Origin of the sequence: Schinkia azotoformans (assembly GCF_035811335.1) — a bacterium.
GTDB lineage: Bacteria > Bacillota > Bacilli > Bacillales > Bacillaceae_J > Schinkia > Schinkia azotoformans.
Window position 1 is genome coordinate 1 of sequence record NZ_JARSMD010000045.1, and the last position, 21,027, is coordinate 21,027.

A 21,027-nucleotide genomic window follows, 5' to 3' on the forward strand; every position below is an offset into this window, starting at 1 on the left:
ACAGTTATGCAAAGCTAGTGGGTCGGGAACTGTGTCCCATTAAGAAGATACAGAACTATGCGTCTATAAATCAAATTAATGATCAAGGGAGAATTCGATGAAAGATATTAATCCAATATATAATAAAACCAGTAATAAGGAAATTCAGCTATCCTTTGGGGAATTATGGAATGAGTCAGAAGTCAGTAGCAATCAGCATAATTTAGTAAAAGAAGACGCCAATAATTTAGAGTACCAATGTTCCTCAATAAATGGAATTGTTCCGGGAACATTAGTACAAGATTTTGAGACTTTTATCGATTATTTAAGCGCTCATTCCATACAGCTAACAAATAAGATGGAACATATCTCTAGAAAGCATTTGCCGGAAATTAATAAACGGATAACGGTAAGAAATGAAACCGCAACAGCCTATACCGAACAGATATATTATCCATATATTCATTTCTTTTATTTTCTTGCCCTTAGCGGACGATTATTTGAAAAGGTCTTAGGGAAAGGCGGGAAAATGATACTGCATCCAACAGAAAGGATAGCGTTGTACAAAAAATTAACGGATATTGAAAAATATTTCTTTTTACTAGAAACTTTTTGGGTTGATGTGAATTGGGCAAAATTATTGGATAGGTCTGATAATCCGCTTATCGATTCACTTCATGAATTGTTTTTTATTTGTACACAAGAAAAGGCTGGTAAAGTTATTTCATTGCGAAATAATAATAGATGGAAATTACCATATCGGCTATATGATTGGAATTTTTTTTATCTTTACTTTGAATGGTTTGGCTTTTGGCAATGCGAAATAGACCAAGAAAGTGTAGATTTATTTGGTAATAAAAGTAATTATTTCGCAAAATCAATAAAATTAACGTTCTTGGGGACAAAGCTCATCCCAATCCTGCTCCTTGACCGTTATATCCAAATATGGAATGTATCGGAAAGAAGGATTTATGGTGAAATAAATCCCATTCCCGGATCAAAATTAAACGAAATAGGGTATATTGATTTACCAAAAAAAGAAAGAAACATAATACTTAAAAAAATGAATGAAGATCAAAGCTCACAACCATTTTTCTTGCCGTTTCAACAGCTTTTTCCAAAGGAATCCTTACAAAGTACTTTACCAAGAAATAAGAGGCGGTTTACGAAGGGAATTTATACATTTAAAGTTACATTTGAGAAAAACATTTGGCGAAAGGTCATCTTATCAAGTCAACACACAATGGAAGATTTACATGATATCATTCTTGAGGCATATGACTTTGATAATGATCACCTTTATTCTTTTTTTATGGACGGAGAAAAATGGTCAATGGACTGTATCTCTTCTCCAGATGATGATTCAGAAGGTCCAAAAGCAGATAAAGTACAAGTTGGTGATTTAGGGTTCATTACGGGGCAACGTTTTTTATACTTGTATGATTATGGTGATGAGTGGCAGTTTTTAATAGAGGTAGAAGATATAAAGGAAACGAATCCGGAGTCGTTTCAGCCGTATTTGAAGGAAAGTAAAGGGGAGGGGCCTGAGCAGTACTTTTTCGATGAAGATTGGTTTGAATAATAGGGAAATCCTTACCAGTCATTCACTTGTCGATTAGATTAAAATATAGTTGGACACAGGGTCGGGAACTGTGTCCCATTAACGGATTTTATTCGAATTTTAATTGATCACAATATTGTCCGAATGGGAGGAATGGGCGATGGATCGTGAACAAGTTAGGGAAGCTCTTATCGAATGGGAAACGTTAAGCGCCAATAAAGAAAATCGTGTCATTTATGAAGCAAAGGCAAAGGAGTTGCGTGATTTGTTAAGCAATTTTGAAGGAGAAAGACGAGTAGGGAAAGAAGAAGCCAGAAATGAAGGGATAAAGGAAGGTATATTAAACGGAAAACAAGAAATTGCATTAAAAATGCTTGAAGATGGTTATGATATTGCAATCATTTCTGGAATAACAGAACTAAGTGAACAAGAAATTTTACAGTTACGAAATCACAATTAATTTTGCTGTTGGAGTAGGCCAATAACTTATGTTATGGTCTACTCTTTTATTTTTACAAAATTGAATGTCCCTTTTTCTCCATAAATCCCTATCTATATTTTGAAAGAACTTTTTGTGAAGAAAGGGCAGTGATGAGGATGGCAAAATATAGAATGGTGCGTACTGAATTTTGGAAGAGTCCGATTGTTTTAGAAGAAATGACTCCAGAGGATAAGTATTTTTATCTTTATCTGCTGACGAATCCGCAAACTACTCAGATTGGAATCTATCGAATTACGAAAAAACAAATGGCTTTTGATTTGGGCTATTCGATTGAAAGTGTTCATTCGTTAATGGAGCGATTCGAGAAGCACCATAGGTTGATTCGTTACAATCCTGAAACAAGAGAACTCGCGATTAAGAACTGGGGGAAAGAAAACCTCCATAAAGGCGGAAAACCGGTTATGGATTGTATTGCTTCCGAATTGAAAGAGGTTGAGGATCTAACTCTTGTACAATATGTTTTGGAATCCATACATAAAGAAGAGATTAGGAGCTTATATGAATCATTCTGCAGCGAGGATGAAATAGATTCTTCTATCACCGATGATGATGAATCTGACGATACGTTCCCGTGTCGTGATACGATACGTGGGCAAAAAGAAAAACAAAAAGAAAATGAAAAAGAAAAACAACAACAAAAAGCTCTCCGATCAAAGATAGAGAACCTACCCAACACAGATGATGTGAAAGAAATAATAGAGTTTTGGGATGCAAATGGATTTGGCTTTTCGAACGTAAATGCGAAACAGCAGCTGTTAGCTTGGTTAGACGATTCTAGTTTTTTACAACCGAAAGAAATGATTCTAAAAGCGATGAATATTGCGTGTGCCAATAACAAGCGAAGGCTGAATTATATTATCGGGATTCTGAAAAACTGGGAAAATGAATCTTTACTAACCGTAGAAGAAGTTGATTCGTATGAGGAGAAACAAAAGCCTGTAGTAAAGAATCGACCAGCTAACGAATCGAATCCTGCTGGAAGAGCGATTCCAAGAGGATTTGAACTTGACCTAACGGCAGGTGAAAAGGGATGAATTTGGCGGAAAAGTCGTTCTTAGGAAGCTTGATCAAAGCGGATTATTTATTGAAGGATACCTTGATTCAACCTGAACAGCTGGAATGTACACGGCATCAAGAATTAATGCGAAGAATGGTGGAACTAAAGCGGGCGGGTAAGAATATTGATTTGATTTCATTAACGACCTTACCTGACCTCGAATCATTCGGTGGAATGTCATATCTTGCGGAGCTATTATCGTATGCGGATCTTGAGAAATTCGATGGAACGGAGAAGCTCATTCTTGAACTGTGGAAGGAACGGGAAAAGAGAAATATCCTAACGCGAGCGGCTATGAATGATTGGGAGATTGCGAAAGTCATTGCTGAATTGGATAAAATTAACCAATCGAAAATGGAGGATCACACCTCGATACATCAAGCGTTGGAGAGAGTCTATGAAGTGCCGTGGGAGGATCAACCTCATTCGAAAGGTGTGACAACGGGGATCCAAAAGCTTGATCTCGTGACGGGAGGCTTTCAGAGCGGGGAAGTGACGATTCTAGCAGCAAGGCCTTCGATGGGGAAAACCGATGTGATGCTTCATTTTGCAAAAATATCGGGTTGAGCTGGGTTTCTGCCACTCATTTTTTCCTTAGAAATGCCTGAAAAGCTCATAACCTCGCGACTGATAGCTTCGACAGGCGGGTTCAACCGAGCCAAAATGCGGGATCCGAAAAGAATGCTAACCGAAAGTCAAAAAAATAAATGGGCGGATGTCATGGGGAATCTCGATGAAACCCATATGCAAATCTTTGATGGGGCTGGGCAAACGGTTGCCGAAATGAGAGCAAAAACAAGAAAGCTCATGCATCAATTCCCGCACAGGAAACCGATTATTTTTATAGATTACTTGACACTCATTCAAACGACTCAATTTTTTGGAGGAAATGCCCACATGCAGGTAACGGAAATATCGAAATCCCTCAAAACGATGGCGAAGGATTTCGATTGCCCCGTCGTTTGCTTGGCACAGCTAAATCGATCGGTTGAATCAAGAGCCAATAAACGTCCGATGATGTCTGATATACGCGAATCGGGCAGTGTTGAACAGGATGCCGATGTCATTTTGTTTTTGTACCGCGAAGCGTATTATGACAGGGATTCCGAGGATCATTCCCTTGAAATCATTGTCTCAAAGAACCGAAATGGTCCAGTTGGTACCATTGCTGTAAATTATAACGAGCATACAGGAGCGATTGAAGATGAAAATGTAACCCATTAAAAAGAGATCCACGGTTGAAAAAAATCTAATATAGAGGAGTGATCATATGTTGGTGAGAGATTTGTACATGGATTGTATAATTTTTGAGGAATCCGCTTTGGCCCATTGCCTATATCATTTATTAGAGGAAAAGAAAATTTCACTAGATGACGATATCTCCAAAATAGACTTAAATCAAGCAGATCATGAAAAGGTAGCAGAAATGTTTCAAAAGAATGTATTAGGTTTTCACAAGGTGGGTCTTTACTCCCTGAAGATGGACCAGACGGCTTTTGTCTTTATCTATGCCCGCAGTCAGGAAGAGGCCATCCAATTCTTTATCAAGTCGTTTCATAGCTACCCCTTGAACTGTCATGAATATCCGCTAGAATTCGAGATTACTAGAGGAAAAGAGGTGCTTTCGTTTCGAGAAATGAAGAAGGAATTTAAGCGTTTTCCTGCAATGGCAGGGAGTTTTTTGAAGGGGAAGTAATGGATTGGGACACAGGGTCTCTTCCCGTCCCTATGTCCCACCAAGAATGAATTTTGTCAACTTACGGGATCACAACGCACAGGCACCCATAAATTTTTACTTTGACAAACTAGCAATAATCGGTCCGATAAATTTCTGACTTTCCTCTACAAGATCAAAACTCTCTTCATCAAACAATAACCAATCATAAAGCGTTCCACGCATACAGCGGGTAATCAACATCGTAATTTCTTTAGCTGGAATGTAATCTTTAAACTCCCCTTGTTCTTGTCCTTGCTTAACAAATGAATGGATAATTTTATAAAGAGTCCTATCGGTATTTGAGAGTGTTTTAGGTTGGTTCGGAGTTAGAGCACTTATATAAACAGTTCTCATCAGGTCTTTTCCCAAACAATCTTTCAAATATACCATTTGTGATTTTGTAAGATTGATAATTTTTTCGCTATAACTCATTTTACTAGGCAAGGTTTCGGTAAAAGTTTCATAAAAATCATCAATTTCCTTGAACTTCTCCAAGAAGATTTCGTATTTCGAATTAAAGTGTACATAGAATGCGCCCTTTGAAGTGTTTGATACATTTACAATTTCATCGACTGTAACCTGGTCAAATCCCTTTTTGCTAAAAAGATCCAAAGCAACCTCTAGAATCTTCTTTTTAGTTTGTTGGGCTTTTATCTGTCGTGGAGTCATAGGTGGCAATTTTAAAATTCTCCTTTCTTGATAAATCAATTACTTCCCTTTTCACAATTCTAACCTAGAACTATGCACAATTGCATAGTTAGACTAAATTATTTAAAAATCCTTATAAATTTTTGTTGACTAAACCCAATAATTTACCTAAAATAAATTCAAAGACTACGGTTTGTGACCATGGTCTGTGACTGCAGTCCGTATAGAAATTTTATCATGGTTTCATTCTAGATTCAATTTGTAAGCGTTTTAATATCATTAAAGTCAAGGTGCCAAAGTGAAAGATAACAACTAATTGACAACAAACTTAGTATGGTGCCTACCATATTCACGACGAGGAGGTTATGTGAGAGATATGGATATTGTCGGAAACAGAACGTTGCGAGATTTATTAATGGAGAAAACTGAAAAGCATTTTGATAAAAAATTCCTGCTTTTTGAAGATCGGGAGCAGCGAAGATTTGAACTTACCTATAAAGAATTTGCCGACCAGGTAAATCGTTTAAGTAACGTTTTTCTCGATTTAGGCGTCACAAAAGGTGAGCATGTGACATTGCATCTTCCCAATAATTTAGAGTTTATGATTTCATGGTTTGCGTTAGCTAATATTGGTGCAATCATGGTACCGACGAATGTTTTATCGACTTCAGACGAAATGGAATATATATTGAATCACTCTGAGTCCGTTCTACTTATTACGGAAGAAGAATATTTAGGAAAGTTTGCCAACACCCGTCGGAATCTTCCGAATTTAAAAGAAATCTTGTTAGCACGTTATGAGGGGGATGCTTACGAAAATCAAGATTTAAAAGCCTTAATTGCAAACGCTAACAACCAAATACCAACTGTTCCTTTGGATGCGGAGGACGTTGCAGCCATGCTCTATACATCAGGCACGACATCGAAACCAAAAGGTGTGCAGATTACCCATGCGAATTATCTTTTCACAGGGGAAGTCATGTCAAAATCTATTCGCTTAACACCTGACGATCGGCAATTCATTGTACTTCCCCTCTTCCATGGTAATGCCCAATATTATTCAACCATGTCAGCCTTAGTAGTTGGGGCAAGCATCGCCATAACAGAGCGTTTTAGTGCATCACGTTACTTTAAACAAGCTAAAAATTTCAAGGTGACCGTTGGCTCCTTGTTTGCGGCACCGATTCGGATGATTTTGGCACAAGAGTACTGTTCAGATGACAAAAATAATGACATGAGAGTCATCTGGTTCGCTCAATCGGTATCAGAAGAACAACTCAAGGATTTTGAAGAGAAGTTTGATGTTCCGTTATTACAAATGTATGGGATGACGGAGACAGTTGGCGTACCTCTTATGAATCCAATTGATGGAATTCGAAAAAATATGAGCATTGGGAGACCAACAATTGGTTATGAAGTGAAAATTGTTGACGAGGATGGCGATGAAGTACCAAATGGACTATCGGGTCAAATTGTTGTAAAAGGAGTTCCAGGTCGGACATTGATGAAGGGCTATTTCAAAAATCCACAGGCAACAGCTGAAACATTGATAGATGGCTGGCTATATACAGGCGACAATGCCCGATTGGGAGCTGACGGTTACTTCTACTTTGTTGACCGGGTGAAGGATATGATTAAACGAGCCGGTGAAAATGTTGCTGCTAACGAAGTGGAAAGTGTTCTTTGTGATCATCACAGTGTTTATGAATCAGCTGTAATCGGTATTCCCGATGACATGCGGGATGAAGCGATTAAAGCCTACGTTATCTTACATGAAAATGAAACAATTACAGAAGAGGAACTTATTCAATACTGCCGAGAGCGTTTGGCTAAATTTAAAGTTCCAGATGCAATCGAATTTGTATCCGAATTTCCACGTACTGCTGTTGGAAAAATACAAAAACATATTCTACGGCAAATGCATAACGAAAGAATACAAAAGGCGTAGGGTGATGGTATTTAGGATATAGAGAACAAGGGACACAGTACCCGTCCCTTTGATCAGTTATATAAATATCGTTAATTACAAATCGAAAGGGGATTATTTATGAAAAAAAGTCGTGTTTTGTTTGCAAGTGTTTCCGGTTCTGTTATTGAATGGTATGACTTTTATTTATATGGAACGGCCACTGGTTTAGTATTTTCGTCTCTTTTCTTTCCAAATACTGACCCCGCTATTGCACTTCTACTTGCTTTTGCTACTTTTGGTATCGGGTATGCAGCAAGGCCTATTGGAAGTATTATCTTTGGGCATTTTGGGGATAAGTTAGGGCGGAAAGCAAGCTTGATGTTAACGTTGGTTGGTATGGGGGGAAGCTCCTTTCTGATTGGTTGCCTCCCGACCTATGCACAAATTGGTGTAGCAGCTCCTCTTTTACTAGTGTTTCTTAGACTTATTCAAGGTATTGCTCTTGGTGGTGAATGGGGCGGTGCTGTTTTATTAGCTACTGAATATGCACCAAAAGGGCTTCGTGGACTTTATGGTTCAATTCCGCAATTAGGAGTTCCATTAGGCTTAGTATTGGGATCTTTTAGTTTAACTTTTATTAGTTATTTAACAACTGAAGCTCAATTTTTGGCATGGGGGTGGAGAATACCCTTCCTATTTAGTGCTTTACTTATCGGTTTAGCATTATGGATTCGTAACGGGATTGAGGAAACTCCAGCATTTAAAGAACAGAAGGAAAAAGGTGAGCTTGCAGCGGTACCAATTGTAGAAACATTCCGTACCAACTCAAAAAGTGTATTTCACGTAATTGGTCTGAAGCTAGGTGACGGTTTCTTTAACGTATTTCTAATGTCGTTTGTGCTTGTCTTTGCTACCAAACATTTAGGTTACTCCTACGAAGTAGCACTGACCGCTTTAACAATTGGCTGTGCAACAATGATTATTACTATTCCAGTTGTAGGATATCTCTCAGATTTCATTGGTAGAAAGATTATCTATATTACTGGATTATCACTAATGTTCCTTTTATCCATTCCATACTTTACGATGATCGGTCAAAGCCACACATGGCTTTACTTTATGCAAGCTGCATTGCTTGGTGTTATCTGGGCTTCAATTTTTGCAACTCAAGGAACCATTTTTTCAGAACTATTCCCAGCTAAAGTCCGCTATACAGGACTATCATTCGGCTACCAAATTGCCGCAGCAATTGTAGGTTTCGGTCCAATGATTTGGACACCAATGGCTGAAAAATTCGGTCCATCACCTATCGTATTTGGAGGATTTATGATGGCGGGTATCACTATTTCTCTAGTACTCTCTCTATTTGTACCAGACACTAGAAAAATATCAAAATATGAGGATAATGTGGACCCAGTAGCAGATGAAAAAGCAATCTAATGGCAATGTGGATAGAGGGCGCAGGGACAGGTCCACCGGCACAAAAATACTCTATTAAGGAGATTCAATATGAATAAAGTTAGTGTTACTGGTATTGGAATGACTGCATTTGGAAAACAGGAGGCTTCATTAAAAACATTGCTTATGGATGCATGTTTAGAAGCGCTCCGTGAAGCAAACTTTCCTAAGATTGATGCTATTTATATAGGGAATTTCATGGCTGGATCTTTGGTTAATCAAGAAATTTTAGGGGCTATTGTTGCCAATGAACTTGGTTTGGGTACAGTTCCAGCTTTTAAAGTTGAAGGGGCATGTGCATCAGGAGGGATTGCCTTTAGACAAGGATTCCTTAACATTCAAAATGGCGGGTATGAAAATGTGCTAATTGCTGGTGTTGAAAAAATGAAACACACCACAACAGAAGAAACTACTAGAGCAATCAATGCTGCAATGGATAATGATTCAAATGAAATACTTGCCGGTTTAACCTTTCCAGGATTTTTCGGAACAGTTGCAAATCGGTATTTTTATGAAACAGGGGCATCCAAAAAGCATTTAGCCATGGTTGCTCTAAAAAATCGAGAGTATGCAGTAAACAATCCCAAAGCACAATTCCGGAAGCCAGCAACGCTCGAAGAAATTATGGAAGCACGAATGATCACCGAGCCTTTAGGACTATTCGACTGTTCCCCGACTACAGATGGTGCTGCAGCCGTTGTCCTTTCTAAAGGAGATAAAGGTGTAGTAGTCAGAGCCTCTGCTCAGGCTTCAGGACCAACCCAAATGCAGGAAGCTGAAGATTTATTAAGTTTACCAGCGGTTAGAGCCTCTGCAGAGCAAGCCTATCAAATGGCAGGTGTAGGCCCCGAAGAGATTGATGTAGTTGAGTTACATGATTGTTTCACAATGACAGAAATACTATCAATTGAAGAACTTGGTTTTTTCGAAAAAGGTACCGGTTGGGAAGCCGTCGCACAAGGATTGACAAAGCATGGAGGAAAAGTTCCAGTTAATACGAGCGGTGGACTTCTTTCCAAAGGACATCCAATTGGGGCAACCGGCCTAGCGCAAATTATTCAAATTGTCTCCCAACTTCATGGAAACAGTTGTAATCAAGTGGATGGCGCTAAAATTGGATTAGCCCAAAACTTAGGTGGAACAGGTGCCTACTCAACGGTTCATATATTCGAAGGGGTGAAGTAAGGATGGCAATGGTTCAAGTGTATGAATGTACTCAATGTGAAAAAAAGTTTGCTCAGCAAAAATGGATCTGTCCAAAATGTAAAAATACTGAATTTCATATAAAGGAAGTAAGTGGTGAAGGAAAGGTATTTTCGTTTACAACAATACATGTGTCATCCCAAGAGTTCTCGCACCTAACTCCATATTCAGTAGCATTAGTTGATTTACAGGATGGTGTGCGATTGACTGGACGGATTATGGAAAAGGTAGAGATTAATGATAAGGTGAAATGTATTTCAAATGAGGATAATACGTTTGTTTTTGAAAAAATAAGCGGAATAGCTGGGAATTGATCTTTAGAAGAACGTATATTTTTAAAAATTCCTACTCCTCACAGATGTTGTTAAAACCGCGTCTGTGAGGACTTTTTTTGTCTAACGTTCCTATCCCCTAAAAACCTCTAAAAAGTGTCTTGCTGGAGTGGATAAGTAATGGTTCTTCTTCCATATTATGATGACTCTCGTAACAAGGGATTCCTCCTTTATTTCTCTGAAATGAAGGTTCAAATCCGGTACCAATGAAATCATGTCTCTAGGGATCATGGTAATTCCCATGCCGTCACTTGCCCACTTCAGCATCGTTCTTGTATCATCTATTCTACATATAACCCTTGGTTCAAAACCTGCCTTTCTACAAGCTTCTTCTATGTTGTTTGCGTACCGGTTGTATATAAGTAACGGTTTACCTTCAAGCCCTTTAAGGTCAATATACTCTGTTTCATTATTCCAGAAAAAGTCTAATGCGCCAGCCATCATCGGCTCATCCGATAGGCTAATATTCTCAAAGATATCCTGATTGAATGGTGTACGAATGATCCCAATTTCTACAACTCCAGCCTTGACCAATTCGAGAATTTCAAATGTACTACTTTCTTTGATACGGAAATCGACGCCAGGATACTTCTTGTGAAAAGCTTGTATTTTTTCTGGGAGCAACATTTCTTCCGCCGAAGAGATTGTACCAATGGCGAGAGTACCTTGAAGTCCCTCCCGTAAATCTTTTAGTTCTTTTTCAGTCCTTTCCACGCATCTGGTATGGCTGTATTCTTTCAGGGACAAGAGCCAGTACAAGTCCTTCGCGCCATATTTTTTGGTTTCAGCCTAGACACTCCTAGCCCTCTTCTCGCAATTCTTGAGGGTGGTGGTGTTTTCTCGATGCTTAAGGCGAGCTTTGTCGTTTTCGCTGCCTGTGCTCTTGCGGGGATTCTTGAAGGAATACGTGTATTTAGCGGCATTAAACAGCATCTATTAAATATGAGATTAAATCAACATAAGCGTTACGGATTGACTACTTTCATAAGCACACTGACTGCTGCATTCGGTTGTTCACAATCTATAGCAGTTGTTATGACAGATGAAATTATGAGGGATTGCTACAAGAAAGAAGAAAACTATCAGTTCGCTTTAGACATTGAAAATTCATGTATCCTTACATCGGCACTCATTCCATGGAATATTGCTGCCTTGATTTGTACCACAACGCTAAATGTTAGTATGTACGGTTTTGTGCCATATGCTTTTTATCTCTATGTTTTCCCAATTCTGTATTTCTTGTATAGCTGGTACAAAGAAGCTAGGATGATAAAAGCAGTACATTCTTTTAAAAGAGTCGGGTAGTCGTATATATATTTAATAAAAGGCAAAAATAAGCATGAAATTTCTTAAGGAGGTTTTGCGTGTTATGAACAATCTTACAGAACTAGAAGTAGAGCATTTGCGTCATCTTATTGGTGGTCATGGTTTGGTTGCGAAAAAACTAGAAACGTATGCCCAAAATTGTGCAGACCCTGAATTGAAAGAAATTTTACAAAGGGATGCCCAAGCAGCCAAACAATCACAACAACAATTAATGACATTTTTAGGGTAGGAGGGGTTCAGGATGTTTCAGGATAAAGAAATGGTAAGCGATTATTTAGCGGGTTTAAACGCAAGCTTAACAGGATATGCCCATATGATTAGTGAATCTAACAATTCAGAATTACGACAAACATTAATTCAAATGAGGAATCAAGACGAATCAAGGCAAAGAACACTATATAGTTATGCACTTCAGAAGGGTTATTACAAGCCTGCTGCACCTGCTTCTGATCAAGTGATTCAACAGCTTAAATCACAATTAATGCAAGGGCAGTAACTTACATATAAAAGCCGACCTCCACTAGTGGAATCGGCTTTATATGTCGTTAATATTATTTTTTAACCAATTTCATTACCAAGGTCTTTCATACTTCTATCCGGATTATATATTTTTCTGCTTAGGAATGACTGAAACACTAAAAATATTCCGCCAACAGCCCAGTATAATGGTAAAGCAGCTGGAGAGTTAATAGAAAAAATAATAATCATGATTGGAGAAAGCAACCCCATAATCTTCATCTGCTTTTGCTGCTGCTCCGGTAAAGAATGTTGTGTTACTTTAATCTGAATATAGTAAACGATGCCAGCAATTAAAGTAATACCTAGATTCGGTTGTCCGAGACTGAACCACAAGAAGGAATGGGTTGCGATCTCATGAGAACCTCGGATGGCATAATACAATCCCATTAGGATTGGCATTTGAATAAGAAGGGGCAGACATCCCATATTTAATGGATTAACCCCATGCTGCCGATAAAGTGCAAATATTTCCTGCTGAAATTTTTGCTGTTCCTCTTTATCTTTTGAATTCTTTATTTTTTCTTGAATTTTATCCATTTCAGGCTTAATACTTTCTATTTTTGATTTTAGCAATTGTTGATTTTTATATTGTTTTAGCATAAATGGCATTAAGACCAGCCTGATTATTAGTGTTATGACGATAATTGAAATCCCATAGTTATCATTAAACAAGACAGCAATCCCGTGAATTGCCTGTAAAAATGGGTTAACAAGTAGAGTTTGGAACAATATTAATTCCTCCTATTATTTTATTTAAATATAAATAAAGGAAGAAATAATATTATCATCATCTCCGTCACGTTCATATTTTTTAATCGCTTTAAATAACCAGGTAATCACCGGATTTATTCTTACTTCAAGTTTTATTTGTAAAGTTTCAGTTTGTAATCTTACTTTATTGCTGAAAAGTGCATGATCTTTGCTGAACTTTTGTTTATTGTCGGAGAAGTACAAATGGACAAAAAACCAGCCTAGCAAGATACCGGCATATAGGGGATAAGCATTAATAATATCAAGAATTTCAACTATTTCAAACAAAGGAAAACACTCCATCCTTTTGTCTAGCTTAGCTTTTATTTGTATTTACGAGTCTAGTATAGGCAAGGTTTCAATATTTTTTATAAAAGTATAATAAAAAAAGCTTTCGTACTTACAAAGCATACTAAATTATCCTCTTAATTGGCAACAATATCACTATGATTTTTTTTAGAGAATTTTAACCAAAAAAATGGCGAGAGCAGAAAAATTGACAGGGGAATTAGCCTTACCATAACGTTAAGGAAGGGAATTGTATTTAATTTGAAATTTTGGAGGTAAGTGGATGAATATCGTAACAATCGTAGGTAGTTTAAGGAAAAATTCCTATAATAGGCGGCTGGATAAAACTATGGAAGAACGATATAAGGATAAGTTTAACATGCAAATTGCCGATATCCGTTCTTTGCCTCATTATGATCAAGATGAGGAAAATAACCCGCCACAAGCTGTTAAGGATTTCAAAGATGCAGTTTCAAATGCTGATGGGGTCATCATTATTACACCTGAATATAACTGGTCAGTACCAGGCGTCTTAAAGAATGCCTTAGATTGGGCATCACGGGTGGATAAGGTGTTTATCGGTAAACCGGTTATGCCTCTAGGCGTTACGCTTGGAATGCTCGGTACGATTCGTGCCCAAGCCCATTTACGTGAAATACTTGCATCCTCTGGTATTCAAGCCAAGATTCTTCCACCAGGGGCCGGCAATGAGGTTCTGATTAATTTTGCGAATCAGAAGTTTGAAGAACCAACAGGTCAGTTGGTTGACGAAGAAACACTTAAATTCTTAGATAGTAAAGTAGACGGGTTTATTGATTTTGTGAAACAGTCCAAACAGTAATAGGATCTAAAAAAAGGCAACACTCCATATGGTTTGTTGCCTTTTTTGATGTTTAATTCATATGCAGGAGAGCATCATTCAGTAAAGATGCCACTATCATAGGGTCTCATATCAAAATGTGCATCCATATTTATAATTCCTAACCTTGCTTCTGAACCAATATGATGTCTAACACCAAGGTAATGTCCAAAAAAGGTTTCATGTCCTCCACCAAGAATTATAGGGAAAATATTTTTATTAAGCAGATGAGAAATTTCCGTAACTAACTTTATGAAATTTTTAGCAGGTGTAGTTAAAAAATGATGCTCAAGCCAAACAATTCCTAAAGAAGAGATCATATTGGCGTCCCTAATCGGTGTCGAATAGAGACTTTTGTTCCCATAGACGTCTAGAACAGATTTTGGCACGATTGTTGCGTCCATTCCGCCTTTTACCATCTCCATTAATACATGCATATCATTTTCAAAGAAACTAATGGAAATTTTTTGTGAAGGACTGAAGCATTTCGGAAAATCCCGAGACAGATATAAATTATATATTTTTCATATAATAGAAGTCCATGTTATGATAAGTATCGTTTTTAAACAGCAGATAGAAAAGGTGAACAATATGGAACGTTTTTTTAAATTAGAACAACATGGTACAACAATTGCAAAAGAATTATCTGCGGGTTTTATTTCATATATAACTGTGGTTTATATTATTATTGTTAATGCTACGATTTTGGCAGTTGCAGGAATTCCGTTGGAAGCGGGAATTATTGCGACTATTTTAACTAGTTTTTTTGGATGTTTAATTATCGGTTTATGGAGTAATACACCTATTCTGCTTATTCCTGGAATGGGTATTAATGCGATGTTTACTTATACCATCGTGCAATCTGGTGGATTTAGTTGGCAGGAAGCGCTGGCGATGGTTTTCGTTTCGGGACTGATCTTTGTTTGTATCACTTTTACGCCACTAGCGAAAATGATAACGACCTCCATTCCTGATTCCTTAAAGGAAGCTATAACGATTGGGATTGGAATCTTATTGATTTTAATTGGATTTGACAATGCGGGCATTATTACATGTTCAGAGCACACCTTGCTTGCAATCGGTGATTTAAGCAGCCCCCGTGCTCTCACAACATTTATTGGTCTGATTATTACGGTGTTATTATTTGTTAAAAATGTACCTGGAAATCTTTTATTAAGTATTTTGATTACATCGTTGTTATCGATTTGGTTCGGGGGAGATACCTTCGAGGGAATTTCTCTTTCAATGCCATCTTTTCAAGAGTACCTTGGCGTGTTTGGGAAGGTTTCATGGGCACAAGCGGGCAATAGCGTCTTCTGGCTCACTTCAATTTCTTTAGCGATGGTGGTTGTATTTGAAAATATCGGTTTAATTCATGGACATAGCAATATGTTAAAACGCCCGGATACTAGCAAGAAATCACTTCAAGCTACAGCGGTATCAGTGTTATCTTCTGGGATTTTTGGAACAAGTCCAACCGTTGCATCAGTGGAAACAGCGGCAGGCATTACCGCAGGTGGACGAACTGGATTAACGAGCATTGTAACCGGGTTTCTGTTTCTTATTTCATTATTGTTTATTCCTGTTATTAAAGTGGTTCCCGCAAGTGCGGTATCACCCATTCTAATTTTAATCGGGGTCCTTATGCTACAAAACATAGTTCATATTTCAATGGACGACTTAACGGAAAGCTTTCCCGCACTATTAATTATTGTATTAATTCCTTTAACGTATAGCATAGCAGATGGCATGGCGATCGGCTTTATTTTATACCCATTGATGAAGCTTTTAATGGGGAAAGGGAGAGAAGTTCACCCTGCACTTTATATGATTGCTATCCTGTTTATTAGTAATTTTGTGATTAAGTATGTTTTTTAAAGTTTAAAGAGTATAAGCAGGAAAATTTGTTGATGAATACTCCTGCTTTTTTGTATTAAACTTCCATCTTTAATGCAATAATGAAGAGGTAATACGAAAGACTATTAAAGGTCAATACATACTAGATGTTGGTTTTAAGGGAAAGCAATTATTTGTAAAAGAACAGGAGGTTATTTATGGGAAGATTAATTCATTTCGAGATTCATGTGGATGACATGGAGCGGGCTAAGAGATTTTATGGGGAGGTGTTTGGCTGGACGTTTCAAGATTGGAGCGACTATGCTGGAATGCCTTATTTTGGCGCTGTGACTGGCAATGAAAGCGAGCCGGGAATCAACGGTGCTCTAATGCAACGTCAAGGTCCTCCTCCGGAAAAGAACCAATCTTTAAATGGCTATGCCTGTACAATGGGAGTGGAAGATTACGATTCTATTGAGGCTAAAATTATTAATAATGGAGGCAAGGTTGCGTTGTCAAAACATGCTCTACCAGGCATGGCATGGCAAGGATATTATATTGATACCGAAGGAAATATTTTTGGTATTCATCAACCAGATGAGAACGCAAAATAGAGCCTTTAGGTTAAAAGGAGATATATAAAATGATAAATAAAATTGGAAAAATTACGATATACGTTCAAGACCAAGAGCAGGCAAAAGATTTTTGGATAAATAAAATGGGGTTTGTTTTAAAGTTGGAACAACCGATATTGAATCGGCCTATGAGAAAATGAAGGGAAATGGAGTAAAAGTGGAGGAAATGCAAAGAATGCCGTTTGGAACTATGTTCACTTTCTATGATCAGGATGGAAATGAATATATATTGAGGGAAGATAAATAGTAACCAAAAGGTCGAAGGTGAAGCACTTCGACCTTTTAATGGTTAATATCCCTTACTTTTAAGGATTTAATAAAAGTTACATTCAAATTTCGTGTGCCACTATAATCTGTAGCCCTTTCTTAAACAGAATTTTTGGTTAGCAACGGGAATATTTGTTACTCAGTACCCTAATTTGTATAATTCAATTATTTTAATGATAACATTCTTCTTCAGCACATTCTTCTTCATGATTTGAATATCAAAGTAACCCCGGCAAGTAAATGGATATTCTACGTTAAGCTCATCTCTTTTCATCTCTTGAATATGAATGCCCCTACATTTTAATTGTTTGTGCAAATTCCGCAATTCTTTATGGGCGTTGTCTATTTTCAAAAGGATAAAATTAATATGAGGATTCTTGATTTTAATTTTTGAGTTTTCAACCGCTTCAAGTTCTTTCGTTAAAAGCTTTAATGTGTTGTCTAATACAATGAACTGACATACCAAATCTTTATCCTTCATCTCAATCATAGTGATCACCTCGAATAACAGAACGTTTGTTTGTTTTTATTGTAGCAAATTACTTTTGATAAGAAAAGGGGTAGACAGAACATTCTTAAATGTCTAAGCGTAAAATAGGGAAAATACATTTGAGAATGAAAAGAAACGGGGATCAGAATGTTTTACAGAAGAGAAATGTACCGTGTTTGGCCGGAAAAATTGAATGGGTTCAATAAATATTTCCGTGAGTTTGTACTACCTAATCAGGTGAAAAACGGTGCAAGGCTTGTTGGACGGTGGGTAACTGAGGGCAATGATGAGGTTGTAGTAATGTGGGAGTATCCAAGCTTTGAAGAGTACCTCAAGATTGAGGAGCGAGTTTTAAAAGATGATATGTATAGTCTGGGAGAAGAACAACTCCGGAAAATAGGACCGCTATTTGAAAACCTTTCTCAGGCCTTTTTAAAATCAACAGGGATCTATAATTCACCAATGCAATCTGTGACAGTGAGCGGCTATATAACAAATGAAAAAGGCGAGGTTCTTTTAGTACAAACGTATTGGCGAGCGGATACATGGGAGTTGCCTGGAGGTGGAGTTGACGATGGGGAAACATTAGACGCTGCGCTTTATCGGGAGATTTATGAAGAGACAGGGATAAAAGTTAAACTTCAGGGGGTAACAGGTGTTTATTCCAATGGAAGCACAATTTCGATTGTTTTCCGGGGTTCATGTGCTGGCGGTGAATTGAGTGTTTCGGATGAAACGAAGGATGTTCGTTTTGTAAAAATCGATAAAACAAATTTGAACTGCTTTATCCGTCGTGGAAAGTTCTTTTCTCGAGTATTAGATGCGATGGAAGGGAATTGCGTCCCGTATGAAGCATTTAAGGTGCGACCGTATGAGCTTTTGAACAGAATAGGAAAAAGTGAATCCAAAGAATAATAGGGTTGAGTGATTGTTTGATTCCCGGAATGGGGGTGAATCCACAAAAACGGGAATCATTGAGTAAGACTGATCTCTTGGTTAGCAAATGTCCAAACTACAATAGTGTAAATTCATATCCTTTTTCCCTAATACCATCAATAATTTGTGGTAGTACTGTAACTGTTTGTTTTAATTCATGCAACAAAAGGATTGAGCCGTCTTGAACATGTTCAACAACATTATTGATGATATTTTCAGGAGTGCTTTTGTTTTCCCAATCAAAAGATGTTATTTCCCACATAACAGGGACTAAGTCGAGTTCATAAAGGATTGATATCGTATCTTCATTGTATTGACCGAATGGCGGGCGGAAATAACGAACCTTTGTCCTCGTAATCTCTTCTATTTTATCAATGCTGTATTTAATCTGTTTATATTGCTGGTCTTTAGTTAACTTAGCAAGATTTTTATGATTAACGGCATGTGACCCAATGATATGTCCTTCCTCCAACACCCTTTTCCATGGTCTTTCCTTGAAAAGTAAATTTGAATGCCAGAAAAACATGGCAGGAATATTTTTTTCATTTAAAATATCTAAAATCTTTGAAAGCTGTCGGCTGGGACCGTCGTCAAAAGTTAATAGTACCTTCTTCTCAGAATTACAAATTTGGTTATTATTTTTTATCCATCGTTCATCCGTTAGACCGTACACGATCTGTCCACTTTTAACTACTCAAGGGCAATGCATAAAATTTCCTCCTATAAATCGCGTTTCGCTTTTTGCTTATTTCAGTATAACTGAATGGACAGCAGTAAGCCACAGTTCCCGACCCCACGTCCCACACCGACCCCAGTCTGCGGCGACTCAAAAAATTTTCAAAAGTGTGACAAAGTTCTTTGACGTCCATTTCTTGAATCGATAAATTGATAAAGTATGCAATATTAAAGAATAATAGAAGAGAGGGGCAAATAACATGGCAATTCTTACTAATGAAATGAAGGATATGGTCGCTAATTTCCAATGCTTTATTGGTACTGTCAGTAAAGATGGTGTTCAAAACATTGGACCAAAACGTTCTACAAGAGTTTTAGATGACGAGACATTAATTTTTAATGAGGGCACTGGTGGCACTACTTACCAAAATATTTTAGATGGCTCTAATGTTGTTATTGCTGTTGTAAATAGGGATCTACCAGATGGTTTCCGTTTCATTGGCAAACCTGAGGTTCAAACTAGTGGCGAAATTTATGACAAAGCCGCAGCTCTATCTGAAAAAAATGGAATGCGTCCTCCAAAGGCTGTAGTATTAATACATATCGAAGAAATTCATAGCTTAAAGCCAGGACCAATGGCGGGTAAAAAAATTAGCTAACATGCTATAAAATAGAAAATCACCTTTCGTTAGTTTTTGAAAGGTGATTTTTTATTTTTTTATAAATATCATTTATATTAATATGGATGGAAAGAGAAGGTAATAATTGAAAATTGTTGAAAATATAGAAGAGGTATGGCGAACCATTTTCAAGAAAAAACAGTAAACCCTCTATATTGAGAAAGGAAAATATATAAATGGACCAGAAAATACTACCTGCTTCAACAAATATGAAGGAATTTGAGCGTTTTTTAAAAAGCTCCTATGAAATCGGTGTATTTCTAGATATGCATATTAGTCAATTGAAAAATGTTTATATGCTTGCAAAGGAGCATGGGAAAAAAATGATTTATCATGTTGATTTGATCCATGGTCTTAAAAATGATGAATACGGAACAGAGTATATATGTCAGGAATATAAACCGTATGGGTTAATTTCTACGAAGTCGAGTGTGATTTTAAAAGCGAAGCAAAAAAGAGTCATAGCTGTACAAAGGATATTCCTTATTGATTCTCATGCTCTTGAGAAGAGTTATCAACTGATAGAAAAAACTCAGCCAGATTTTATTGAAGTTCTTCCGGGGGCAATGCCCCCATTGATTAAGGAAGTGAAGGACCGGGTAAAAGTTCCTATTTTTGCTGGTGGGTTAATTCGTACTCCAGAAGATGTTCGTAATGCTCTAGATGCAGGTGCAACGGCCATAACGACATCAAGTAGAGAACTGTGGGAAGCATTTGGAAATAAATAAGTAGATTAAGGATAAAATTTTTAGTTGACAACGTTTTCAAAGGGTTTTATTATATAAGTAAGTTAATAAATTGTGACGGAGAAATGGAGATCACACAGTAACCGGGTTTAAAAGGGTTATCTGTTGTGATCTCTTTTTGTTTTTTCGTCAGAAGCCTTTTAATGTTTTTTAATAAGAAAGGGGATACACTATGACACCTTTTATCGGAGAAATGATTGGAACTATGATTTTGATTGTTTTTGGAGCAGGGATTGGAGCAGGATCTTCACTGAAAAAGTCATATGCTCAAAATGCCGGCTGGATTGTAACTACGCTTGCGTGGGGACTTGCTGTAACGATGGGTGTGTTTGCGGTTGGTTCGATTAGTGGTGCACACTTAAATCCGGCAGTTACGTTAGCGCTTGCGATTAATGGAAGTTTTCCATGGGCGCAGGTTCCAGGCTATATTATTGCACAATTGATAGGCGCTATGTTAGGGGCTGCCATTGTTTACTTGCAATATTTACCGCATTGGGCAGTGACTGAGGACCCGGCAACAAAGCTTGGAGTTTTTGCAACATCACCTGCGATTCCACATACATTTTCTAATTTATTAAGTGAAATGATTGGTACATTTGTCCTTGTACTTGGGTTACTATTTATAGGAGCAAATAAAGTGGACCCCATTGTCAA

General features: G+C 37.5%; 26 protein-coding genes and 2 pseudogenes. 21 read left to right on the plus strand and 7 right to left on the minus strand.

Annotated features, from left to right (window positions below; translation table 11 throughout):
- The first annotated feature begins 97 nt into the window (after positions 1–97).
- From P9E47_RS20675 to P9E47_RS20695, 5 genes and pseudogenes are all read left to right on the plus strand, one after another.
- On the plus strand, positions 98–1,561 hold the full coding sequence (locus P9E47_RS20675; protein ID WP_326164711.1) for a plasmid pRiA4b ORF-3 family protein: 1,464 nt from the start codon (positions 98–100) through the stop codon (positions 1,559–1,561).
- Between the two features lie 139 nt (positions 1,562–1,700).
- Complete coding sequence (locus P9E47_RS20680) at positions 1,701–2,000, plus strand: hypothetical protein (RefSeq protein WP_003331638.1); 300 nt, start codon at positions 1,701–1,703, stop codon at positions 1,998–2,000.
- Positions 2,001–2,137: 137 nt separating this feature from the next.
- Positions 2,138–3,076, plus strand: coding sequence for a DnaD domain protein (locus tag P9E47_RS20685; protein ID WP_235786730.1), 939 nt, complete (start codon positions 2,138–2,140; stop codon positions 3,074–3,076).
- A pseudogene (locus tag P9E47_RS20690) lies at positions 3,073–4,323 on the plus strand (replicative DNA helicase). Before P9E47_RS20685 ends, P9E47_RS20690 begins: the two are co-directional and overlap by 4 nt.
- 67 nt (positions 4,324–4,390) lie before the next feature.
- On the plus strand, positions 4,391–4,795 hold the full coding sequence (locus P9E47_RS20695) for a hypothetical protein (protein ID WP_235786729.1): 405 nt from the start codon (positions 4,391–4,393) through the stop codon (positions 4,793–4,795).
- 96 nt (positions 4,796–4,891) lie between these two features.
- Here the strand turns inward: P9E47_RS20695 and P9E47_RS20700 are convergent, their stop codons facing one another.
- Positions 4,892–5,524 carry a TetR/AcrR family transcriptional regulator gene (locus tag P9E47_RS20700; protein WP_157382120.1) on the minus strand — a complete coding sequence of 211 codons (633 nt, stop codon included), beginning with the start codon at positions 5,522–5,524 and terminating at the stop codon, positions 4,892–4,894.
- 316 nt (positions 5,525–5,840) lie between these two features.
- On the opposite strand from P9E47_RS20700, the gene P9E47_RS20705 reads away from it, so the two are divergent.
- From P9E47_RS20705 to P9E47_RS20720, 4 genes are all read left to right on the plus strand, one after another.
- Positions 5,841–7,412, plus strand: a complete 1,572-nt coding sequence (locus tag P9E47_RS20705) for an AMP-binding protein (RefSeq protein ID WP_003331634.1) — start codon at positions 5,841–5,843, stop codon at positions 7,410–7,412.
- Between the two features lie 99 nt (positions 7,413–7,511).
- Positions 7,512–8,813, plus strand: a complete 1,302-nt coding sequence (locus tag P9E47_RS20710; RefSeq protein WP_326164713.1) for an MFS transporter — start codon at positions 7,512–7,514, stop codon at positions 8,811–8,813.
- A 69-nt stretch (positions 8,814–8,882) separates the two neighbouring features.
- Positions 8,883–10,016: a thiolase C-terminal domain-containing protein gene (locus P9E47_RS20715; protein ID WP_326164716.1), complete on the plus strand. Its 1,134-nt coding sequence runs from the start codon at positions 8,883–8,885 to the stop codon at positions 10,014–10,016.
- Positions 10,017–10,018: 2 nt separating this feature from the next.
- Positions 10,019–10,348, plus strand: a complete 330-nt coding sequence (locus P9E47_RS20720) for a Zn-ribbon domain-containing OB-fold protein (RefSeq protein ID WP_003331631.1) — start codon at positions 10,019–10,021, stop codon at positions 10,346–10,348.
- Between the two features lie 90 nt (positions 10,349–10,438).
- Here the strand turns inward: P9E47_RS20720 and P9E47_RS20725 are convergent, their stop codons facing one another.
- Positions 10,439–11,080 carry a LysR family transcriptional regulator substrate-binding protein gene (locus tag P9E47_RS20725; protein ID WP_003331629.1) on the minus strand — a complete coding sequence of 214 codons (642 nt, stop codon included), beginning with the start codon at positions 11,078–11,080 and terminating at the stop codon, positions 10,439–10,441.
- Positions 11,081–11,089: 9 nt separating this feature from the next.
- Here P9E47_RS20725 and P9E47_RS20730 point away from each other — a divergent pair, with 9 nt between their 5' ends.
- The 3 genes from P9E47_RS20730 to P9E47_RS20740 all read left to right on the plus strand — a co-directional run bounded on the left by P9E47_RS20730 (position 11,090) and on the right by P9E47_RS20740 (position 12,188).
- Positions 11,090–11,671, plus strand: coding sequence for a Na+/H+ antiporter NhaC family protein (locus tag P9E47_RS20730; protein ID WP_081585690.1), 582 nt, complete (start codon positions 11,090–11,092; stop codon positions 11,669–11,671).
- 64 nt (positions 11,672–11,735) lie between these two features.
- Positions 11,736–11,921, plus strand: coding sequence for a hypothetical protein (locus P9E47_RS20735; protein ID WP_003331627.1), 186 nt, complete (start codon positions 11,736–11,738; stop codon positions 11,919–11,921).
- A gap of 12 nt (positions 11,922–11,933) precedes the next feature.
- Positions 11,934–12,188, plus strand: a complete 255-nt coding sequence (locus P9E47_RS20740) for a spore coat protein (protein ID WP_003331626.1) — start codon at positions 11,934–11,936, stop codon at positions 12,186–12,188.
- A 62-nt stretch (positions 12,189–12,250) separates the two neighbouring features.
- On the opposite strand, the gene yidC is transcribed toward P9E47_RS20740, so the two are convergent.
- Both yidC and P9E47_RS20750 read right to left on the minus strand, forming a co-directional pair.
- Positions 12,251–12,940, minus strand: a complete 690-nt coding sequence (yidC, locus tag P9E47_RS20745) for a membrane protein insertase YidC (RefSeq protein WP_003331625.1) — start codon at positions 12,938–12,940, stop codon at positions 12,251–12,253.
- A gap of 24 nt (positions 12,941–12,964) precedes the next feature.
- On the minus strand, positions 12,965–13,249 hold the full coding sequence (locus P9E47_RS20750) for a hypothetical protein (protein ID WP_003331624.1): 285 nt from the start codon (positions 13,247–13,249) through the stop codon (positions 12,965–12,967).
- Between the two features lie 283 nt (positions 13,250–13,532).
- Between P9E47_RS20750 and P9E47_RS20755 the strand changes: the two genes are divergently transcribed.
- On the plus strand, positions 13,533–14,090 hold the full coding sequence (locus tag P9E47_RS20755) for an NADPH-dependent FMN reductase (protein WP_326164719.1): 558 nt from the start codon (positions 13,533–13,535) through the stop codon (positions 14,088–14,090).
- Positions 14,091–14,182: 92 nt separating this feature from the next.
- Here P9E47_RS20755 and P9E47_RS20760 read toward each other — a convergent pair.
- Positions 14,183–14,545 (minus strand): annotated as a pseudogene (locus P9E47_RS20760) (arginase family protein); the annotation flags it as partial.
- Between the two features lie 154 nt (positions 14,546–14,699).
- Between P9E47_RS20760 and P9E47_RS20765 the strand changes: the two are divergent.
- The 4 genes from P9E47_RS20765 (at position 14,700) to P9E47_RS20780 (ending at position 16,826) form a co-directional block, all read left to right on the plus strand.
- Entirely contained in the window at positions 14,700–15,986 is a 1,287-nt protein-coding gene (locus tag P9E47_RS20765; RefSeq protein WP_326164731.1) for an NCS2 family permease, read from the plus strand.
- Positions 15,987–16,162: 176 nt separating this feature from the next.
- A complete protein-coding gene (locus P9E47_RS20770; RefSeq protein WP_326164721.1) occupies positions 16,163–16,558 on the plus strand; it encodes a VOC family protein in 396 nt (131 codons plus the stop codon).
- Positions 16,559–16,587: 29 nt separating this feature from the next.
- Positions 16,588–16,719, plus strand: coding sequence for a VOC family protein (locus P9E47_RS20775; RefSeq protein WP_003331619.1), 132 nt, complete (start codon positions 16,588–16,590; stop codon positions 16,717–16,719).
- Positions 16,716–16,826: a hypothetical protein gene (locus tag P9E47_RS20780; RefSeq protein WP_003331617.1), complete on the plus strand. Its 111-nt coding sequence runs from the start codon at positions 16,716–16,718 to the stop codon at positions 16,824–16,826. Before P9E47_RS20775 ends, P9E47_RS20780 begins: the two co-directional genes overlap by 4 nt.
- A 159-nt stretch (positions 16,827–16,985) precedes the next feature.
- On the opposite strand, the gene P9E47_RS20785 is transcribed toward P9E47_RS20780, so the two are convergent.
- Positions 16,986–17,336, minus strand: coding sequence for a hypothetical protein (locus tag P9E47_RS20785; RefSeq protein ID WP_326164724.1), 351 nt, complete (start codon positions 17,334–17,336; stop codon positions 16,986–16,988).
- Positions 17,337–17,483: 147 nt separating this feature from the next.
- Here P9E47_RS20785 and P9E47_RS20790 point away from each other — a divergent pair, with 147 nt between their 5' ends.
- Positions 17,484–18,251 (plus strand): NUDIX domain-containing protein, encoded by a 768-nt coding sequence (locus P9E47_RS20790; RefSeq protein WP_326164725.1) that lies wholly within the window; start codon positions 17,484–17,486, stop codon positions 18,249–18,251.
- A gap of 97 nt (positions 18,252–18,348) precedes the next feature.
- On the opposite strand, the gene P9E47_RS20795 is transcribed toward P9E47_RS20790, so the two are convergent.
- Positions 18,349–18,945: a polysaccharide deacetylase family protein gene (locus P9E47_RS20795; RefSeq protein ID WP_326164726.1), complete on the minus strand. Its 597-nt coding sequence runs from the start codon at positions 18,943–18,945 to the stop codon at positions 18,349–18,351.
- 262 nt (positions 18,946–19,207) lie between these two features.
- Here P9E47_RS20795 and P9E47_RS20800 point away from each other — a divergent pair, with 262 nt between their 5' ends.
- The 3 genes from P9E47_RS20800 to P9E47_RS20810 all read left to right on the plus strand — a co-directional run.
- The gene (locus tag P9E47_RS20800) at positions 19,208–19,606 is read left to right on the plus strand and encodes a pyridoxamine 5'-phosphate oxidase family protein (protein WP_003331613.1); all 399 of its coding nucleotides are present in this window, start codon (positions 19,208–19,210) and stop codon (positions 19,604–19,606) included.
- 197 nt (positions 19,607–19,803) lie between these two features.
- The gene (locus P9E47_RS20805; RefSeq protein ID WP_003331612.1) at positions 19,804–20,355 is read left to right on the plus strand and encodes a glycerol-3-phosphate responsive antiterminator; all 552 of its coding nucleotides are present in this window, start codon (positions 19,804–19,806) and stop codon (positions 20,353–20,355) included.
- A 190-nt stretch (positions 20,356–20,545) separates the two neighbouring features.
- Positions 20,546–21,027 (plus strand): MIP/aquaporin family protein (locus P9E47_RS20810; RefSeq protein ID WP_326164728.1); only part of this gene is annotated, 482 nt, incomplete at its 3' end.

Bases quoted from the DNA above. Each gene is read 5' to 3' on its own strand.
- P9E47_RS20800 (WP_003331613.1), top strand. From the start codon at position 19,208: ATGGCAATTCTTACTAATGAAATGAAGGATATGGTCGCTAATTTCCAA.
- P9E47_RS20790 (WP_326164725.1), top strand. From the start codon at position 17,484: ATGTTTTACAGAAGAGAAATGTACCGTGTTTGGCCGGAAAAATTGAAT.
- P9E47_RS20675 (WP_326164711.1), top strand. From the start codon at position 98: ATGAAAGATATTAATCCAATATATAATAAAACCAGTAATAAGGAAATT.
- P9E47_RS20755 (WP_326164719.1), top strand. From the start codon at position 13,533: ATGAATATCGTAACAATCGTAGGTAGTTTAAGGAAAAATTCCTATAAT.
- P9E47_RS20770 (WP_326164721.1), top strand. From the start codon at position 16,163: ATGGGAAGATTAATTCATTTCGAGATTCATGTGGATGACATGGAGCGG.
- P9E47_RS20735 (WP_003331627.1), top strand. From the start codon at position 11,736: ATGAACAATCTTACAGAACTAGAAGTAGAGCATTTGCGTCATCTTATT.
- P9E47_RS20765 (WP_326164731.1), top strand. From the start codon at position 14,700: ATGGAACGTTTTTTTAAATTAGAACAACATGGTACAACAATTGCAAAA.
- P9E47_RS20680 (WP_003331638.1), top strand. From the start codon at position 1,701: ATGGATCGTGAACAAGTTAGGGAAGCTCTTATCGAATGGGAAACGTTA.
- P9E47_RS20775 (WP_003331619.1), top strand. From the start codon at position 16,588: ATGATAAATAAAATTGGAAAAATTACGATATACGTTCAAGACCAAGAG.
- P9E47_RS20705 (WP_003331634.1), top strand. From the start codon at position 5,841: ATGGATATTGTCGGAAACAGAACGTTGCGAGATTTATTAATGGAGAAA.
- P9E47_RS20785 (WP_326164724.1), bottom strand. From the start codon at position 17,336: ATGATTGAGATGAAGGATAAAGATTTGGTATGTCAGTTCATTGTATTA.
- P9E47_RS20805 (WP_003331612.1), top strand. From the start codon at position 19,804: ATGGACCAGAAAATACTACCTGCTTCAACAAATATGAAGGAATTTGAG.
- P9E47_RS20740 (WP_003331626.1), top strand. From the start codon at position 11,934: ATGTTTCAGGATAAAGAAATGGTAAGCGATTATTTAGCGGGTTTAAAC.
- P9E47_RS20730 (WP_081585690.1), top strand. From the start codon at position 11,090: ATGGCTGTATTCTTTCAGGGACAAGAGCCAGTACAAGTCCTTCGCGCC.
- P9E47_RS20695 (WP_235786729.1), top strand. From the start codon at position 4,391: ATGGATTGTATAATTTTTGAGGAATCCGCTTTGGCCCATTGCCTATAT.
- P9E47_RS20685 (WP_235786730.1), top strand. From the start codon at position 2,138: ATGGCAAAATATAGAATGGTGCGTACTGAATTTTGGAAGAGTCCGATT.
- P9E47_RS20780 (WP_003331617.1), top strand. From the start codon at position 16,716: ATGAAGGGAAATGGAGTAAAAGTGGAGGAAATGCAAAGAATGCCGTTT.
- P9E47_RS20715 (WP_326164716.1), top strand. From the start codon at position 8,883: ATGAATAAAGTTAGTGTTACTGGTATTGGAATGACTGCATTTGGAAAA.
- P9E47_RS20710 (WP_326164713.1), top strand. From the start codon at position 7,512: ATGAAAAAAAGTCGTGTTTTGTTTGCAAGTGTTTCCGGTTCTGTTATT.
- P9E47_RS20720 (WP_003331631.1), top strand. From the start codon at position 10,019: ATGGCAATGGTTCAAGTGTATGAATGTACTCAATGTGAAAAAAAGTTT.